This is a genomic window from Methylomonas montana, from assembly GCF_030490285.1.
GTDB lineage: Bacteria > Pseudomonadota > Gammaproteobacteria > Methylococcales > Methylomonadaceae > Methylomonas > Methylomonas montana.
The window spans coordinates 3,541,391-3,560,107 of the sequence record NZ_CP129884.1; the positions used below are offsets into that span (position 1 = coordinate 3,541,391).

At 52.8% G+C, this 18,717-nt stretch carries 13 protein-coding genes; 10 read left to right on the top strand and 3 right to left on the bottom strand.

Annotation, left to right across the window (positions count from 1 at the left end; all coding sequences use genetic code 11):
* The first annotated feature begins 25 nt into the window (after positions 1 to 25).
* Positions 26 to 1,210, top strand: a complete 1,185-nt coding sequence (locus QZJ86_RS16355) for a glycosyltransferase (protein WP_301671539.1) — start codon at positions 26 to 28, stop codon at positions 1,208 to 1,210.
* Positions 1,211 to 1,800: 590 nt separating this feature from the next.
* Here the strand turns inward: QZJ86_RS16355 and QZJ86_RS16360 are convergent.
* Positions 1,801 to 3,825 carry a cache domain-containing protein gene (locus QZJ86_RS16360; protein WP_301671540.1) on the bottom strand — a complete coding sequence of 675 codons (2,025 nt, stop codon included), beginning with the start codon at positions 3,823 to 3,825 and terminating at the stop codon, positions 1,801 to 1,803.
* A 386-nt stretch (positions 3,826 to 4,211) separates the two neighbouring features.
* On the opposite strand from QZJ86_RS16360, the gene QZJ86_RS16365 reads away from it, so the two are divergent.
* The gene (locus QZJ86_RS16365) at positions 4,212 to 4,964 is read left to right on the top strand and encodes a peptidase (protein ID WP_301671541.1); all 753 of its coding nucleotides are present in this window, start codon (positions 4,212 to 4,214) and stop codon (positions 4,962 to 4,964) included.
* Positions 4,965 to 5,123: 159 nt separating this feature from the next.
* On the opposite strand, the gene QZJ86_RS16370 is transcribed toward QZJ86_RS16365, so the two are convergent.
* Positions 5,124 to 6,062: an alpha-E domain-containing protein gene (locus tag QZJ86_RS16370; protein WP_301671542.1), complete on the bottom strand. Its 939-nt coding sequence runs from the start codon at positions 6,060 to 6,062 to the stop codon at positions 5,124 to 5,126.
* 1 nt (position 6,063) lies between these two features.
* Complete coding sequence (locus QZJ86_RS16375; protein ID WP_301671543.1) at positions 6,064 to 7,518, bottom strand: circularly permuted type 2 ATP-grasp protein; 1,455 nt, start codon at positions 7,516 to 7,518, stop codon at positions 6,064 to 6,066.
* Positions 7,519 to 7,974: 456 nt separating this feature from the next.
* Between QZJ86_RS16375 and QZJ86_RS16380 the strand changes: the two genes are divergently transcribed.
* The 8 genes from QZJ86_RS16380 (at position 7,975) to QZJ86_RS16415 (ending at position 18,659) form a co-directional block, all read left to right on the top strand.
* A complete protein-coding gene (locus QZJ86_RS16380; RefSeq protein ID WP_301671544.1) occupies positions 7,975 to 10,509 on the top strand; it encodes a circularly permuted type 2 ATP-grasp protein in 2,535 nt (844 codons plus the stop codon).
* Between the two features lie 9 nt (positions 10,510 to 10,518).
* On the top strand, positions 10,519 to 11,400 hold the full coding sequence (locus QZJ86_RS16385; protein WP_301671545.1) for a transglutaminase family protein: 882 nt from the start codon (positions 10,519 to 10,521) through the stop codon (positions 11,398 to 11,400).
* A gap of 228 nt (positions 11,401 to 11,628) precedes the next feature.
* The gene (locus QZJ86_RS16390) at positions 11,629 to 15,768 is read left to right on the top strand and encodes an EAL domain-containing protein (RefSeq protein WP_301671547.1); all 4,140 of its coding nucleotides are present in this window, start codon (positions 11,629 to 11,631) and stop codon (positions 15,766 to 15,768) included.
* An 83-nt stretch (positions 15,769 to 15,851) separates the two neighbouring features.
* Positions 15,852 to 16,907, top strand: coding sequence for a hypothetical protein (locus tag QZJ86_RS16395; RefSeq protein ID WP_301671548.1), 1,056 nt, complete (start codon positions 15,852 to 15,854; stop codon positions 16,905 to 16,907).
* A 134-nt stretch (positions 16,908 to 17,041) separates the two neighbouring features.
* A complete protein-coding gene (locus QZJ86_RS16400) occupies positions 17,042 to 17,665 on the top strand; it encodes an inorganic pyrophosphatase (RefSeq protein WP_301671550.1) in 624 nt (207 codons plus the stop codon).
* A gap of 72 nt (positions 17,666 to 17,737) precedes the next feature.
* Complete coding sequence (locus tag QZJ86_RS16405; RefSeq protein ID WP_301671552.1) at positions 17,738 to 18,022, top strand: hypothetical protein; 285 nt, start codon at positions 17,738 to 17,740, stop codon at positions 18,020 to 18,022.
* Positions 18,023 to 18,153: 131 nt separating this feature from the next.
* The gene (locus tag QZJ86_RS16410) at positions 18,154 to 18,411 is read left to right on the top strand and encodes a type II toxin-antitoxin system VapC family toxin (protein ID WP_301671553.1); all 258 of its coding nucleotides are present in this window, start codon (positions 18,154 to 18,156) and stop codon (positions 18,409 to 18,411) included.
* Positions 18,412 to 18,524: 113 nt separating this feature from the next.
* Entirely contained in the window at positions 18,525 to 18,659 is a 135-nt protein-coding gene (locus tag QZJ86_RS16415) for a DUF2130 domain-containing protein (protein WP_301671554.1), read from the top strand.
* The last annotated feature ends 58 nt before the right edge of the window (positions 18,660 to 18,717 follow it).

Genomic DNA, 18,717 nt, shown 5'->3' on the forward strand with positions numbered 1-18,717 from the left:
CTAAACCCCAATAAACTTAGAATAAATGAACACTAAACGTATCCTTTTTTTTGCGGAAACGGTTACTCTCGCGCATGTCGCGCGATGCATTAAAATTGCAAATGAACTAGCCCGCTGCAAAAATTATAGCATTATGCTGGCTGCTGACTCACGATTCGATCAAATGCTGGGGTTAATCAAATTTAAGCGGATAGACTTGTATTCCATAAGCTGCACGGAATTCAAGCAACGATTACAGAAAGGGATGCCAATTTATAACGTTAACGAGTTGACTCGATACGTTAATGAGGAATTGGAAATTATCGATGAAGTTAAGCCGGATTTTGTTATCGGTGATTTCAGGCTTACTTTGGCGATCAGTTGTCGCCTAAGAAAGGTTCCGTTCGCGACGATCACCAATGCGTATTGGAGTCCTTATGCAAATATCGAATATCCAGTTCCTGAAATGATTCTGACTAAAATCCTCGGCGTCCGTTTTGCTCAGAAAATATTCGATTTTGTCAGACCTTTTGTCTTTAAAATTCATACGAATGCGTTTAACAAAGTATGTAAAAAATTTGGGCACTCAGGGCTAGTAAAAGATTTACGAGAGATGTACACCGATGCTGATTTCACTTTTTATGCGGATTTGGATTCTTTTATTCCGATGAAACATTTCCCGTCAAGTCATTTGTTTATCGGCCCGGTACTATGGTCCGCACCGGTACCTTTACCTGACTGGTGGGATAGAGTACCAGCCGAAAATCCAATTATTTTCATTACACTTGGAAGTTCCGGAGACAGTAGCGTTTTGCCGTTATTATTGCAAACTCTGAGTGCAATGCAAGTCACGGTAATTTGCGCGACCGTTGATGATTTTCCGCAAGAAATGGGGGCTCGTAGCATATTTTTAAGTAAATATTTGCCAGCGGATGTGTGTGTAAAAAAAGCTGACGTTGTGATCTGCAACGGAGGAAGCCCAATGGTTTATCAAAGCCTAATCGAAAATAAACCTCTTATAGGGATTCCAAGCAATCTGGATCAATTTTTGATGATGAGTCTGGTAGAAAAATTGGGCCATGGTGTGCTTATTCGGCCTAGTCAGGTTAGTTCGGAGAAGATAATGTCTGCTGTTAATCGAACGTTGTCGAATAAGAACAGGCCGGAAGTCAGTGAGGATCGTTTATTTGATGCAAGAAGAATTTCGGAATTGATAGATTCCGTTACGTAACATTAGATAGTCATTTTGAGATTTGCTCGGTCAAGGGAGGAAGCGCCGAAATCACCCCCCCCCGTAATGGCAAAATAGCATCTGCACAGCTCGAATTTCTTAGCGTTTTGTCAGGCGCGCCAAATCAGCTCAAATCCTGCTTCACAAAGAACCGAAATATCCGCCACGCCAAAACCCAAAACACCAAGCAAAACGTATAAAATGTTTTTATAGAGAAATAGCAAAAGGTGTCAGAGTTCTTTGTTCGAGCCACCCAAGACCCGTAAAGGATCCAGAACCCTTTGCTCGAGCCAACCCAATGCAAAATTTCCTGACCCACTGCCTGAGGCTTAGGGTATAGCTTGTTATACTCTGCGAATGTCGGCGCCACGCATGAAGTCAATGCAATATGCAATGAATGATATTTTTACAATAAAAACAGCGCCTTATTGATTGGTATCGTTTCTGACTCAACGAATCAATGCGGCTTGAGGGGGAGATAAAATCAACAGCCTGTTAGTGGCTAAACTCAAGGTAAAAAAGGGCAGCCTGATTTTTAGTTAGGTGTAGTCGGCACCAATACCTCCCCTCGGCCTCCGTTTAACCACCATTCAAAACGGAATAAACACCATGGCAATCACATCGTTGCTATAGGCGTCCTCAACCTTATATTCCCGATATCCTTTGGATACCGCCCCACCCAATACGTAATTCTTGCCTTGGTATTGCACAACTTCGGAACTGCGTTGGCCGGTTTTCAGCTTAAAGAACGACTCGTCCAAACCCAGCGTATCACCTATCTTAAGCTTCGAATGATTGGCAACGCCGATAATGGTTTTATTTCGTTCGACAAACACCGCGAAGCAGCCTGCCAAGATATTGCCTTGCTTATCGCGCGGTAACACATCGTTCAACATCGATTGAAATTGCGGCTCGCTGTCGAACACGATGCCTATACCACCCAATATTTGTCTCGGGTCATGCAAATCGGTGATCGCGGCATTGTAAATATAGGTATGCCGACCCTGGTACAGCGGCGTTTTCGCAAACGCCGAGACGCTATAACGCTGCGAGCTGCCATTTTTTAAGGCCTCGGACGCGCCACCCAGTGCATCGACCTGCATGCCGACCAACATTGACTGCTTGGGATCGGATACCGCCAGAATCCGGCCGCTGCGGTCGTAGACATAGAGGTTGGTGTAAACCGTGTATAGCGCATTGATATACTGCAAAATCTCGGTGATTTGCCGGCTGGCGGAAAAAGACAGATCGGCACTCGCTAAACAGCGTCTGAAGGCTGAGGTCAGCGCCCACCAACGGCAATCGTTAGCACGCTCGTATAAATTACGGTCCATGATATCGACCGCCAACGAGGCTAAAAATCCGGCATTGTTCAAATGCGAGGACATTACGGTCACTTCCTGCAAGCAGTTAACCGAGGCAGCAAAAATACCGGCAATATCACTGCCGATTTGTTTGATCGCCTCCAGCACCGGCATGAACTCGGCAGCTTTTTTCCGGGCCGAGGCGATTTGGCCGTTCAGCACCAGCAAACCCAAATCGGTATTAATATCCGCCGAAGCCTTGCGGATGTCGCGCAACTCCTTAGGAAAAGTACTGGCCTGATCGATAATGTCAGCGTAATTATTTTTCTGCCCCGCCGAATCATCCTGGCTAAATGCCTTATCCAGCGCGGTCATCATCACCCCACGCCAACCCAGACCATAAAAGCCCTGATAACCGGCGGTAGCGCGGGTATTGATGATGTAATCTTGGCGCCGATAGGAAGCGATCCGCACTCGCTCCTCGCCTTTAAAACTGGTATTCAGCGGCAGCAGTCGTTCGTCACTGCTGGCGATCACGCGCCCGTCCGCGTCAGTCACGGCTATGGTTCCAGTATCACCCGGCATCAACAGCCCAGCGAAAATGCCCTTCATCTCGTCATCGAATCGAAAGCACAGGCATAAAACCCCCAACAACTGCGAACTCTTGTCATCGGTACTGGTGATCTTGCAGGAATAAATCAACGAACGCAGCCGATTATCTTGTAAGTCCGAATGCCTAAACGTTTCCAGATAATCTTGACTGGTCGCCAGGGTTTCCGCCAACAGCGGATCGCTGGAAAAACGTATCGGATTGGTCTGGTCCAAATGAGCCTTTACCTGGCCTTGAGTATCGAAAACGATGATCTCATCATACACACTGTATTTTCTGACATATTCTCGCAGCCGATTTTCGATGAACTGCTCCTGGTCGGCACTGGGCATGTCTAACGCCAGAAATGCTCTTATATCCTCGTCAGTCGCCAGAAAACCGACATCCGCGGTACGCTCGAACAAATTACGAATCAGCAGATCGATGGCGACTTGGGCTTTCGACGAATTATCCAGCACCAACTTCTGCACATTTTCAATCAGCAGATTACGGGTCAGTTGTTTCTGAAGCTCACCGAACTTATTCTGGGTGCGATGCATATCATCCAGAATGGTCGTCGCCACGTTATGGCTGTTGATTTTACCGATCAGGGCGATCTTGCCCCACCAATCGTTCAACGAGGCCAGTTTGCTTTCAAAGCTTTTTACCACGGGCATCGCCGACAACAGCTTAGCCGAATGAGTTTCCAAGAGTGTATTCATAATATCCTTTGCTGACCGGTTGCAAATAACGATGTGTCGGGATAGCGACAAGACTGCTTGAGCCGAAGCCTGCGCAGCGCATTGCTTAAACTCGCGCATCTGAAAGCAGTATCCGTACCAAACCGTTAAATCCGAGACCTTTCGATCTAGGCGGGACGTATTTGCGAGCGAACGAGATACCGATCGCACCAAATCTTGACGTGCTCGCACCGGCATGGAGCAGATAAAACCGAGTTCCAAGTCAGCTGAAATTGACCCGGCTCCCGTCGCGATAATACCGACCAATACGCCGCCTGCTGACACCGGCAGTTAATCAAGACCGCCCCTTGGCCTTTATCCCGCATCTTTAGTACACTGCCAACAACCCATTTCCAGGCGCAGAGCGTATGACTTACTGTATCGCTGTCTCTCTAAAGGACGGACTGGTATTAACCTCGGATTCCAGAACCAATGCCGGCATCGACAATGTCAGCATCTACGGCAAAATGCATGCTTTTACCACGGCGGCCGACCGTAAGATCGTCCTACTCAGCGCCGGCAACTTGGCCACCACCCAGGCCGTGATCGACCAGTTGAAACGCGACATCAAGGAAGAAACCGAAGTCAATCTGGATAGCGTACGTTACTTGTCGGAAGCGGCGGACTATATCGGCAAAATCAGCGTCGAAAAACAACGCCGCCATGTCGACGCCGGTCAAAGCAGTTTCAACCCTTCCGCCACTTTTATCCTGGCCGGCCAAATCGGCCAAGAGCCTCATGGCGCCTATTTGGTTTATCCGGAAGGCAACTGCATCACCACCTCCCGGCAAACCCCCTACCTGCAAATCGGCGAAAACAAATACGGCAAACCGGTATTGGATCGCTTCATCAAAATCGACACCTCGCTACAGGAAGCCGGCCGCTGCTGTTTGATCTCGATGGACTCGACCATGCGCAGCAACGCCAGCGTCGGTGCGCCGGTGGAACTGTTGATTTACCACAGGGACACCCTGGCGCTGGATGAGTATTATTGTTTTCAGGAAGACAACGAGTATTTGATTCAACTGCGGCGGATGTGGCACGAGAAACTAAAAGAAGCGTTTGCAACCTTACCGCAGTTCAGTAAGAATGATTCAAGGCCGTTACCGGGCAGTATATAAATCAGTGTAAAAGGCGTTGGCCATCCCGATTCAAGCGGCAGCCACCCATACAAAACACGATCTGCCAGTCCTTGCACCCCATCTTTAGAGGCGCAAGGACTGGCGCACCGCATCGGGAAAACCCATGATACTTACCCGTGCCGACTCTCGGCAGCCACGTCAAGCTTCATGGTTATTAAAAAACCACGTCGCGGCTATCTGTCGATGCAAATCGTCGAACTGGCTCTGCAAGCCATCCAACACCTGATGCAATTGTTGCGGAGAGGCCTGCTGAATATCGATAGCCAACAAATGTTGTTCCAGCTGTTCCAGATGTGGATACAACTCGACAGCATGCGGCAAGCGCTTGATGCAGTGCGTAATTTCTTCCAGACAATGCAGCACCGCCCTGGGAAAATCCGGATTTTTTAACAGATAATTCAATACATCCTCGCCCTTAATCCGGTTGCGTACATGTTTGCGGTACATCAGCACCGCGCTCAGCGACTTTAAGACATTAATCCACAACATCGTCTCGTACTCGCGCATCTTGTCGCTACGATTTTCCGCCAGCAATACGGTGCCGAAATCCATGATCCGGCTGGTCATGTCGGCCCGTTCCAGATTACGACCGATACAGATAAACCGGGCACTGTCGCTAAGACTCATCGCTCCGGCCATAAAACCGGTAAAACGCTGGCAACCAGCCATGATTTCCTGCAAAAACAAGGCCCTACCCCTGCGGTTGGACAGGCTATCCAGATTATTGTTGGCATACAGATACATCTCGTTGACTTGCTGCCAGGCTTCGTCGGGCATCAGTTCCCTGCTGGTGCGGATATTCTCGCGGGCAAATGACAGCGAAGCCAGCAAGGAGCCAGGGTTATTCATATCGGCCAGCAAAAAACGGGTTGCATTTTGCTCGCTGGGATTTTTAAAGCGCTGGTAAAACGCCTCTTCCACGCCACAAATGTTCAGCAGATTGCGCCAGCCCAGTTCCACCCCATAAGGCAGATCGTAAATCAAATGCATCGTGGCGCTGATCAGGCGGGCAGTGTTTTCGGTGCGTTCCAGATAACGCGCCATCCAGTACAAACGTTCGGCAGATCGCGATAACATCTTATTGCTCCCTATTGATAATCCAAGTGTCTTTACTGCCACCGCCCTGCGAAGAATTCACCACCAGCGAACCGGCCCGCAGCGCCACGCGGGTCAAGCCGCCGGCGGTGACAAAGCTGTTCTCGCCTTGCAAGATAAAGGGCCGCAAATCGATGTGCCGAGGTTCCAGTTTGTCGCCACACAGTGTCGGGCAAGTCGATAAAGCCAAGGTCGGCTGGGCGATGTAATTACGCGGATTATCCTGGATCAACTTATGAAAATGCCTGATCTCCTTTTGCGTAGCGTGAGGACCGACCAACATACCGTAGCCGCCCGATTCGTTGGCCGGCTTCACCACCAGTTCCGGCAAATGCGCTAACACATAGGCACATTGCTCTGGGTCGCTACATAGATAAGTCGGTACATTGGGCAGGATGGGTTCTTCGTTTAGATAATACCGAATCATTTCCGGCACGTAGGCATACACCACTTTGTCATCCGCCACGCCAGCACCTGGCGCATTTGCTAAGGCCACATTGCCGGCCTTCCACGCCCGCATCAAGCCCTTGACGCCCAACACCGAGTCCTTATGGAACACTTCCGGGTCGAGAAACAAGTCGTCGATGCGCCGGTAAATCACATCGACTTGCTCCAAGCCCTTGATGGTGCGCATATAGACGCAATCGTCGTCCTTGACCAGCAAGTCACCGCCTTCCACCAGCTCCGCGCCCATTTGCTGGGCCAAGAAAGCGTGTTCGAAATACGCGGAGTTGTAGATGCCCGGTGTCAAAACCGCGATTTGCGGCGTGTCGTCAGGCTTGGGCGCCAGTGAAGCCAGCATCTCGAACAATTGGGTCGGGTAATCGTCCACCGGCAAAATATTCAGATTTTCCAATAACTCCGGAAATATCCGCTTGGTAATCACCCGGTTTTCGATCATGTAGGACACACCGGACGGCACCCGTAAATTGTCCTCCAACACATACAGCTTACCGTCGCCGGCCCGTACCAGATCGCTACCGCAGATATTGGCCCAACTGCCGAACTTAGGTCGCATGCCCAGACATTCCTGACGGAAATTGCTGGAACTGGCGATCAGTTCGGCCGGCACCAGGCCATCCTTGATAATCTGTTGTTCGTTATAAATATCGTTTATGAAGCAATTCAAGGCTTTCAGGCGTTGCTTCAGGCCGGTTTCGACGATTTTCCATTCCTGAAAATCGATCAAGCGCGGAATAATGTCGAACGGCCACGCCCGATCGATATTGCCTTCGTCGCTGTAAACCGTGAAGGTGATGCCCATCTCCATGATCGCCGCTTCCGCCGCCGACAATCGGCCTTTAATGGCTTCCATGCCCAAGGATTGTAGGTATTGACTCAAACTGGCGCAGGCGTCACGAGACTTGCCGCCCGCTGCTATCATTTCGTCGTAAGCCTTGTCGGCGCTGTACTGCGCCCAAATCGATTGCGTAGCCATATTGTTTACATCCTTGAGCATTGCTTTTATGGTGCGGATATGCTCGATAATGGTGCGAAAAGTACTGCACCATTTCGAAGCAAGCCGGTTCTAATGGGTTGATACCCCTAAAGCAATAGCAATGCCAAGTTTCAAGGACGCTACCCAAACAATCGGATAAATAGGCCCATCCGCTGGTTTGATCTGTGCCGACCAGCTACTGATCGCTTTGGACATCAGTACCGCTCCAGGCCAATCGCCCTGGACTATTGTCGAAGCCGGGACTCACGAGTTAGTCGCACGCTTCACGGCATGGTTTTTGCGTTTGCATTTGTCCCATGCAAAGCCCGTTAGCAGCAACCCGATACCTCATTCAAAACATCAACCCCTGCCTGGAATCCGATTCGGCATAAACGCCGAATCGCGATCAAGTTTGATAAATTGCGCAATACCCAACAAACCGGCAAACTAAGCCTTATGAAAACGCTAAGTACACCAGAAGCTTTCGCGCCGGGATATCCCCTCGACCCAGGCATCTACGACGAAATGTTGGACGAGACCGGCCGAGTGCGGCCGCATTGGGCGCATCTGATGCAGGCCTTGCAGCAACTCGGGCCACGAGAAGTCGGGCTACGCCACCTGGAAGCCCTGAAACTGCTGCGCGAAAACGGCGTCACCTACAACGTCTACGGCGATCCGGACGGCATCAACCGTCCCTGGCAACTCGACCCGGTACCGCTACTATTGTCCGGCGACGAATGGTTCGATATCGAGGCCGGCTTATTGCAACGCGCCGAACTGTTGAACCTGATCCTGGCAGACTTATATGGTCCACGCGAGTTGATCAAGAAAAACCTGCTACCGCTGGAACTAATCTATAACCACGGCGGCTTCCTGCGGGTTTGCGATCAAGTGTTCCTGCCAGGCCAACATCAACTGGTGTTGTACGCCACCGACCTGGCCCGTGGCCCGGACAAAAAAATGTGGGTATTGGGCGACCGCACCCAAGCACCCTCGGGCGCCGGCTATGCACTGGAAAACCGGATGGCGATGTCGCGCGTCTTGCCCAGTCTGTTCCGCGACACGCATGTCCACCGGCTGGCGCGTTTCTTTCAATCTCTGCGCGCCGGCCTGAACGCCATCGCCCCCAGCGACGCCGAAATCCCGCGCATCGTAGTGCTAACCCCCGGCCCGCTGAACGAAACCTTCTTTGAACATGCTTATTTAGCCTCTTATCTAGGTTATCCCTTGGTACAAGGCGACGACCTGACCGTCCGCGACGGCTATGTCTGGCTGAAATCGCTAGTCGGTCTGCAACGGGTTGACGTGATTGTGCGCCGGGTCGACGACAATTACTGCGACCCCTTGGAATTGCGCGAAGACTCCCGACTGGGCGTCCCCGGCTTGTTGGACGTCGCCAGACGCGGCAATGTCGCCATCGCCAATCCGCTGGGCAGCGGCGTGCTGGAAAATCCCGGAATCATGCCCTTCCTGCCTGGGATCGCCAAACACTTCCTCGGCCAAGCGCTGAAACTGAACTCGATCGCCACCTGGTGGTGCGGCCAGGCCCGCGAACTGAATTATGTGCTGGCCAATTTGGAACGGCTGGTGATCAAACCGATCTACCGCAAACCTGGCGAACACTCGGTGTTCGGCCATCAACTCAGCCGGACGCAGTTGGCGACCTGGCGCGAGCGAATCCGCGCCCGACCGGCCATGTACGTGGGTCAGGAATATGAGAGCTTTTCCACGGTACCGTCGTTGATTGCCTGCGGCTACGAACCACGCCCCACGCTGCTGCGTTGTTTCATGGTGGCGCGCGCCGACGGCTATGCCTTGCTGCCGGGCGGCTTGACCCGTAGCGCCCCGCAATACGGCGACATGTTGATCACCAGCCAAATGGGCAGCATCAGCAAGGACACCTGGGTGATCGCCACCGAGCCGCAACACGCTGCGATCCAGGCCAAACAGAGCAACAGCGGAGTGGCTAACCACGGCAACGCTCTGCCCAGCCGGGCAGCGGACAATATTTTCTGGGTGGGCCGCAATGCCGAACGCGCGGAAGGCGGCGTGCGCCTGCTGCGCGCCACCATCAAAAAACTGTTCATCAATCCCGACTGCGATAATCCGGATTACCAACACAGCCTTCAGACTCTGCTGTGTTGCGTGACCAGTATGACCGGCACCTACCCCGGATTTTTTGCCGAGGATAACGATAGTCTGCTACAAGCACCCGAAACCGAACTGCTGGCGGTGGTGACGGCCGAAAACCGTATTGGCAGTTTGGCCAACACCGTGGCCAGAATGGCACAATCGGGTTATGCGGTGCGCGATTTGTGGTCGTCCGACACCTGGCGGGTGATAGACGAGATCGAGGAACAAATCACCGAAGCCCGGCGGCTAGGCAAAACCGGTTTATGGTCGATGCAGGAACAGATGGACCAGTTGATTACCACCTTATCGGCGTTCAGCGGCTTGGTGATGGAAAGCATGACGCGCGGTAACGGCTGGCTGTTTCTGGACATCGGCCGGCGGCTGGAGCGCGGCTTGCAGCTAGTTTCGGTATTAAGAACCGCATTTGCGATGGCGCAAAGCGAAGCGGCGGAAACCCGCTTGATCGAATCCTTATTGGACACCAGCGATAATCTGATCTGCTACCGCCAGCATTACCGCAGTAATCTGGAACTGGGATCGTTTCTGGAATTATTGTTGATGGACCCGAATAACCCGCGCTCGCTGGCCTATCAAATCAACCGACTGCAGGAGCATGTCGGCAAACTGCCGCGCGAAACCGACAAGCGCCGGATCAGCCCAGCGGAGCGGCTATTGTTGGAGGCCAGCTGTATTCTGAATATCGCCAATATCGAAGACTTGCTGAGCGTATCCGAAGCCGGCATCCGCGAAACGCTCGATCAACATCTCGGCAAAATCTACGCGCTGTTGGCCGCGCTGTCCGATACCCTGACGTCTACCTATTTTCGGCACGGGGACGCGCCGCAATCGCTGTCTTAAGGAAGCCCCATGCGTTATCGAGTCACTCATACCACCACATATCGCTATCACCAGCCGGTAGGATTGTCCTATAACGAAGTCCGGATGCAGCCGCGCCCCTGCCCCAACCAGCAATTGCTAAGTTCGAGCCTGCGCATCGCCCCCCAACCCAGCGATTATCGGACCCGAACCGATTTTTTCGGCAATCAGGTGGTCTGGTTTTCGATCCGCGAACCGCATCGGGAATTCCTGGTCACCGCGGTGAGCGAAGTGCAGGTGTTTCCGCAGCCGGTGCAGCTGGACTTCAGCCACGGCATGAGTTGGGAGGCGGTCAAGGAAACGCTGAGGACCGACAGGAGCGAACCTACGCTGGAAGCCAGGCAATACGCACTGGACTCGCCGTTCATCGCCGCCGATGCCGATCTGGCCGATTACGCTCAAGCCTCGTTCTCCCCCGGCAAAACACTGATCGAAGCGATACACGACCTGATGCAACGCATCCATCGCGACTTCACCTTCGACCCGGAATTCACCAATCTTGCCACGCCTTTGGCCACCGTGCTGGAACACCGGCGCGGGGTCTGTCAGGACTTCGCCCACCTCGCCATCGGCTGCATCCGCTCGCAAGGCCTGGCAGCTCGCTATGTCAGCGGTTACATCGAAACCTTGCCGCCGCCGGGTAAGAAAAAACTGGTCGGCGCCGACGCCTCGCACGCCTGGTTCTCAGTGTACTTGCCGGATCTGGGCTGGATGGATTTCGACCCTACCAACAACCAACTGCCCGGCGACCGACATATCATCGTCGCTTGGGGCCGCGACTATAGCGACGTGACGCCTTTGAAAGGGGTGATTTTCGGCGGTCAAAACCATGAATTAAAAGTGGCGGTGGAAGTAGCAAATTTGGGAGCATAATTTTCGCCATGCCACACTAGCTTGTTAGTTCCAGGGACCACAACTGCCGCGCTATACCTCTATCTCTATCCCCTTCATCAACAGCATTCCGCGACCGATTTCCAGATATTGATTACGTCCTTACATTACAGACACTCAACCCGTGACAACACATGGTATTTCATGAGATAAACTGGCCGGCCTATTCTCCTGATTTCTGTAAGCATTAACCTACAAAAAGATAATCCATTGCGACATTTATTGACCCGTGCCGGCGCCAGAATAGTAGGATTGGCCATTGTCTATGCGCTAGTCGCGAAACTGGTGTTGGCGTTTTTTGCGGCAAATTATTTGGTTTCCGTCATCTGGCCCTCCAGCGGCATCGCGCTGGCAGCTTTGCTCTTGGACGGCAAAAAACTCTGGCCCGGCGTATTCCTCGGCGCATTGGCCGGCAATCTATGGGCAGGCAGTTCGGTTGCGCAAGCTTTGCCGATAGCGGGTGGCAATACCCTGGAAGCCTTGGCCGTTTGCTATTTGCTGGGGACGCTGGCTAGCAAGCTGCAACAGCCGCGCGATTACCTGCGCTGGTTATTTGCAGCGGGGTTAGCTTCCGGTATCGCCGCCATCATCGGTTCCTCGGCCTTATGGTATTCCGGCGCTATATCGGAACGGCAATGGCCAAGCAACCTGGCCTATTGGTGGATGGGCGATACGCTGGGCATCACCATCGTGGCGCCGTTGATTCTGATGTGGCGGCAACCTATCAGCTTCGTCTGGAGTCGGCTACAAGCCTGGCACATGGCGATTTATTTGCTTACGGCATTTCTGATAGGACAAATGGTCTTTTTGCAATGGCCGTTTGATCTTGGCCACTATGGTAAAGCATTTTATATGTTCGCCTTTTTGGTCTACGGCGCGCTGCATTTTGGCTTGCACGGCACCTTGATTCTGATAGGCATGGTCACGCTGCAAAGTATGTTCAGCGTCATTCTGCAAGTCGGCTATTTTGCAGCCGACAGTGGCGAAACCGGATTGATACTGCATTGGTCGTTCCTGTTGATGATGTCCAGCATAGGGATTCCACTGGCGCTGGCCTTTGTGCAACATAAACACGCCGAACAGAACATAAAAGCCATTAGCGACTTCAATCGGCAAATTCTGCAATCGTTACAGGAAGGCGTGGTAGTCTACGATATTCACGGCCGCTTCAAACTGTGGAATCGCTTTATGGAAAAGCTCAGCGGCATCGCCGAAGCCGAGTGCTTGGGCAAGTCGCCGCTGCATGTGTTTCCCTGGCTAGCGAAAACCACGCTGCCCCAAGGCATGCAAAAAGCACTAGCCGGAGAAACCGTCAGTCATGCCCCCTTTATGTCCAGCACAGGCATCTGGATCAGCACAGTGCAAATGCCGTTGCGCGACGAACAGGAACGTATCGTCGGCGTGATCGAGCTGATTAACGATGAGTCGCTGCACATTGAATTCGGCAAATCCCTGTCGGCCAGCGAATCGCGCTTCCAAAGCATTCTCGACAACACACCCGCGGTCATTTACAGCAAGGACCGGAACGGAACCTATCTGCTGATCAACCGCCAATTCGAAAAGCTGTTCAACATCGACAATGAGACTATCAGAGGCAAACGCGATACTGATCTGTTTCCGCCAGACCAAGCCCGCGCACTTCGTGAGAACGATTTCCTGGTATTGAATACCGGTCAAGCACGGATATTTGAAGAACAAGTCTCTCATTGGAACGGCGAAACCCGCATTTATTTGTCGCATAAATTTCCATTACGCAATCCGCAAGGCGAAATTTATGCGGTGTGCGGCATCTCCTCCGACATCAGCGAACGCAAACAAGCGGAGAAAATGCTGCAAGAAAGCGAGCTGCGCTGGAAGTTTGCGTTGGAAAGCGGCGGCGACGGCGTTTGGGACTGGGATCTGGCGACCGGCAAAGCATTTTATTCGCCGCGCTGCATGGAAATCCTGGGTTTGAACGAGCAGGATCGAAACTACAATTACCGCAATTGGCAAGACACCATACACCCGGAAGATCATGCCCGGATGATGGCCGATTTACAGGCGCATCTGGAAAACCGTAGCGCGCGCTTCCACAACGAACATCGGGTCAGACAAGCCAATCAGCAATGGCGCTGGATCCTGACTCGCGGCCTGGTAGTCAGCCGCGATGCGAACGGCAAAGCCCAGCGCATGATCGGCACTCAGACCGATATTACCGAACGCAAGCAGTTGGAATGGACCCAACTCGCCAAGATTGTCGATGGCTCGCCGGAAGCAATGTTGCTGGTCGGCGCTAACGGCAACATCAAACTGGCCAACTCACCTGCCGCGAGGATATTTGGCTATCCGCTTGACGAGTTGATCGGCACCAAAGTCGACAGCCTGGTGCCGCATGCCGCCCGACCCGGCCACGACCGGCAACGCGCGCATTTCGTGAGCGATAACAAGGCCAGACCGATGAATGCCAGCCGCGACTTGAAAGCCTTGCGCCGCGACGGCAGCGAATTTCCAGTGGAGATCAGTCTAACGCCCATCGATATCGATAATCAGCGGGCCATCATCGTCTCGGTGCTGGATGTTAGCGAACGCAAACGGGTTGAACACGAAATGCAGTTGATGGCGATGATCTATCAGGCCATCGGCGAGGCCGTGATGGTGGCGGATGCGAATAATCGCATCATTGCCATCAATGAGGCATTTACCCGCCTAACCGGCTACACGGAACTGGACGCGATCGGTCAATCCACCAATCTGCTGAAATCCGGCCGTCATGACCCGGATTTCTATCAACCGATGTGGCACTCGCTGGCGCTCACCGGGCATTGGCAGGGCGAAATCTGGAACAAACGCAAAAACGGCGAGATTTACCACGAGTGGCTGGTGATCAACACCATTTATGGCAGCAATGGCAGCGTGGAACGCCGTGTGGGCATGTTCTCGGAAATCACCGAGCAAAAGCAGGTCGAACAAACCATCTGGCGGCAGGCTAACTTTGATCCGCTCACCGACCTGGCCAATCGGCGCATGTTCCAGGACCGTTTGAGCCAGGAAATCAACAAAGCCCAGCGCGACGGCAACAGCCTGGCGGTGATGCTGCTGGATCTGGATCATTTTAAGGAAGTCAACGACACCCTGGGCCACGGCATGGGTGACACATTGTTGCAAGAAACCGCCAAACGCATCCTCAGTTGCGTACGCAAGGTGGACACCGTGGCCCGCCTGGGCGGCGACGAATTTACCATCATACTAGGCGATCTGGACTCGGGCGTCAGCGCCGACCGAGTAGCGCAGGCGATCTTGCGAAAGCTTGCCGATCCGTTCCGCCTAGGCGATGAGCAAGCCTATATCTCGGCCAGCATCGGCATCACACTATATCCACAAGACGCCAAAGAGGCCGAGCAATTGGTCAAAAACGCCGACCAAGCCATGTATTCCGCCAAACAACAGGGCCGCAACCGTTACAGTTACTTTACCCTAGAAATGGAACAAGCCGCGCAAAACCGGATGCGCTTGACCAACGATTTACGTCAGGCGCTTGCCCAACAGCAATTTCGGGTGGTTTATCAGCCGATCGTCGCGTTGAATAGCGGCCATATCCACAAAGCCGAAGCGCTGATTCGCTGGCAACATCCCAGCCGCGGCATGATCAGTCCAGTCGAATTCATACCGCTTGCGGAAGAAACCGGTTTGATCGTCGATATCGGCAACTGGGTATTTCACACCGCGGCGACGCAGGCAGCCGAATGGCGCGCCAACTACCAAGCGAACTTTAAAATTGCGGTGAATAAATCGCCGGTACAATTCATCCGTAGCGCTGAAGGTGGCAACGACTGGATCAGTTATCTACAACAACAAGGCATGTCCGGGCAAAGCATCGTCGTTGAAATTACCGAAAGCCTGTTGCTGGACGCGGACAGCACCGTGCGTGAACATTTATACGCCTATCGCGACGCCGGTATCCAGGTGGCGATCGACGACTTTGGTACCGGTTATTCCTCGCTATCCTATTTGAAAAAATTCGATATCGATTATCTGAAGATCGATCAATCCTTTACCCGCAATTTGGCCGCCGGTTCCAGCGACCATGCCTTGTGCGAGGCCATCATCGTGATGGCGCACAAACTGGGGCTACAAGTAATCGCCGAAGGCATTGAAACCCAACAACAGCTGGATCTGCTGACGGCGGCCGGCTGCGATTATGGTCAAGGCTATTTGTTCTCCAAACCGCTGCCCGCCGCTGAATTTGTCCTATTGTTCGATACGGAAGCGCAGCCATCGGCACAAACCTCGACAAAACCGGCGGCAAGATCGGCAACCCGCGCTGATTCCAGCATTTCCAAACTGTTCGCTTCCGACAAATCGGTGGATTGAGCGCATCGGATATTGAACGCTTTTGGCAAAAACCCGCCAAATTGGCTACTATCCAACTTATGCCAAATTTTCTAGGAGTATTTATGCGCATCGACCTAATCCGTTTCAAGGCCGTGTTACTGAGTGGCGCGTTATTCAGCCTACCGGCTTCTGCCCAGGACACGCCCAGCCCGCAACAAGCCCTGCAAAATTTCGGCATCGAGTCGGCGCAATTCGCCCAGCTGGAACGCGGCGAAATCGTCGGCTACGATGTCAGCGAAACCAGTCAAAAAGAACTGGCGATCGGCGTGGCGATGATCATTCCGGTGGCCTTGCCGCAAATCGTCGATTACATCAAAAGCGGCAAACTCAATGCCGGCGAGAGCGACATCATCGCCAGCGGCGCACTCACCGATAACGCCGGCATCGACGCCTTCAAGAAATTCGGCTTTACCGACAAGCAGCTCGACGAGGCCAAAGCCTTTTTAGAAGCCGAGCCCGGCGACGAATTCAATCTATCCAAAAGCGAATTCGACAGTTTGCAAAGCCTGAAAGCCGGACTGGAAAACGCCGACAACAAAACCCTGCTGAAAACCGCCAATCAAAAATATCGGGAATTTCTGCTGCAACGCTTGCAGGTCTACCGTAAAAGCGGCCTGGCCGGCATCCCTGCCTACAGCCGAGACGACGGCAGTGCCGACCCAGCCGCCGAATTGCGCAACGACGCCGTCAACAGCAAAGCCTGGGCGCGCTATTTTCCGGAACTGCAACAAGCTTGGCTCAATTATCCGGCCACGCTGCCGGCCAATGCCACCGAGCAATTCAGCTGGCTCAATCGCCGGGTCGAAGACCGGCCCACCGCCATCCTCAATCACCGCGTGATGGTCACCGGCGAGGCCGGCGGCATTATCGTCTCCCGGCAGTTCTACGTCGGCCATTCCTACAACTCCAGCCATGTAGTGGCCGGCGGTTTACCGTATAAAGACGGCACACTGGTGTTTTATTCGATCCGCAGCTCCACCGACCAAGTCGCCGGCATGGGCAGCAGCCTGAAACATTCGATAGGCCGCGAGCAGATGAAAAAAGAAATGATCAAACGTCTGCAACGCCTGAATAAAGACCTAAAACGTAAACCCGCCACGGTCGCCGTCGAGCAATAAACTCACCCCGCCGGCCGCAAGAATGGCTACCCAAGCCGCATCCAATGCTAGTATTAGCCTTGAATCGCTTGGGTAGCGTCCCCACCATCGTCATAATCCCTCGCAACTATTTCCGTTAACACAGAAAACTTTAGATGAATATTCAACACAAAGCACACCCTTGGCACGGCATTTCCCCCGGCGACAACACGCCAGACATCGTCACCGCTTTCATCGAAATCGTCCCATCCGATACCGTTAAATACGAAATCGACAAGGAAAGCGGCTATCTGAAAATCGACCGGCCGCAGAAATTCTCCAACATGATTCCGACGCTGTACGGCTTCATCCCGCGCAGTTATTGCGCGGAAAAAACCGCCGATTACGCCGCCGCCCGGTCCGGCCGCCCGGTCAGCAAGGGCGACGGCGATCCCTTGGATATTTGCGTATTGAGCGAACGCAGCGTGACCCACGGCGACATCCTGCTGCAAGCGATTCCGATCGGCGGATTCCGCTTACTGGACGGCGGCGAAGCCGACGACAAGATCATCGCGGTGATGAAAGGCGACGAGTTCTATCGGCAATGGCGCGATGTCTCCGACTGCCCGGAATCCTATATCAACCGCCTGAAACATTACTTCCTCACCTACAAACATCTGCCCAGCGAGAAAAGCGTCTGCGAAATCACTCACGTCTACGGCCGCGAAGAGGCCCACGAGGTGATCAAGCGCGCGATGGCGGATTATCAGTATCATTTTGGCTGCCAGGACGACGAATAGATTTGTCTGGACATGGATGCGCCGAGCAGCAATCGGCGCATTCGCAGTTGCGTTACCTCTAGCAACGACAAGATGCAAAATAAGACCGCTCGGCGCATGCCAAGGTTTTACCAACCAAGAATTAAATCCATGCACGCCGAGAAAATCATTTTAGAAACCGATCAACAAGGCAAATTGCTGCAAATACCCAAATTGCCGCCCAATGCGCGATTGGAAACCATCTTCCTGGTACTGAATCAGTCTCCTCCACCGCCAAAGAGACGCAAGCCTTCTACGCTGATAGCCAGGAAAGGCAAAATCGTTGGCGATATCATGGCACCCGCCGCAACCGAGAGTGAATGGGACGCTCTGAATTGATACTGTTGGATACGCACATTTGGGTTCGCTGGCCAGTTGGTAACGACCCGTTGCCGGACGTTATCGTCGAGATAATAGAAACCAGCGAGACTATTGCCGTTTCGGCAATTTCGATTTGAGAAGTCATTCTGTTGCAAAAACGCCAACGCATTGAATTGCCTGTTCCGCTCAATCAATGGCTTGATGCGGCGTTGCATGGCTCCGATATTCAAGTAATCCCCATTACCAGCGAAATCGCCCACTTGGCCGGCATTTTCCCCGAACATCACAAAGACCCAGCGGACCGGCTCATCATCGCCACCAGCATCGTCAATCAAAATAAACTCATCAGCTTTGATTCGGCATTTCCGAATTATCAGGAATTGACCGACCCATTAATTACCGCTTGAGACGGGTACTCATCACCAACCTCAATCTCTTTGAGATCAAAAGCCGGCTCCGCGTGCACCTAAGACAATTTTAATTCTTGCTGGAAGCATGACTCTTGCTAGAATCTCAAGTTATGACATTTGATTATCTTAACCAGCCCAAATACTACAGAAACCGCATTGAAGCCATCGTCGAAGCCTTCTCGACGATGCAGGAAGACCTCGACAAGGAATGCAAAGCCATCATGAAACAATGGGCCAAGCGCTAAGCGCAAATCGATCTTGGCTTAAACGAAACGTTACACCAGCATGCGATGAATGCCGCCG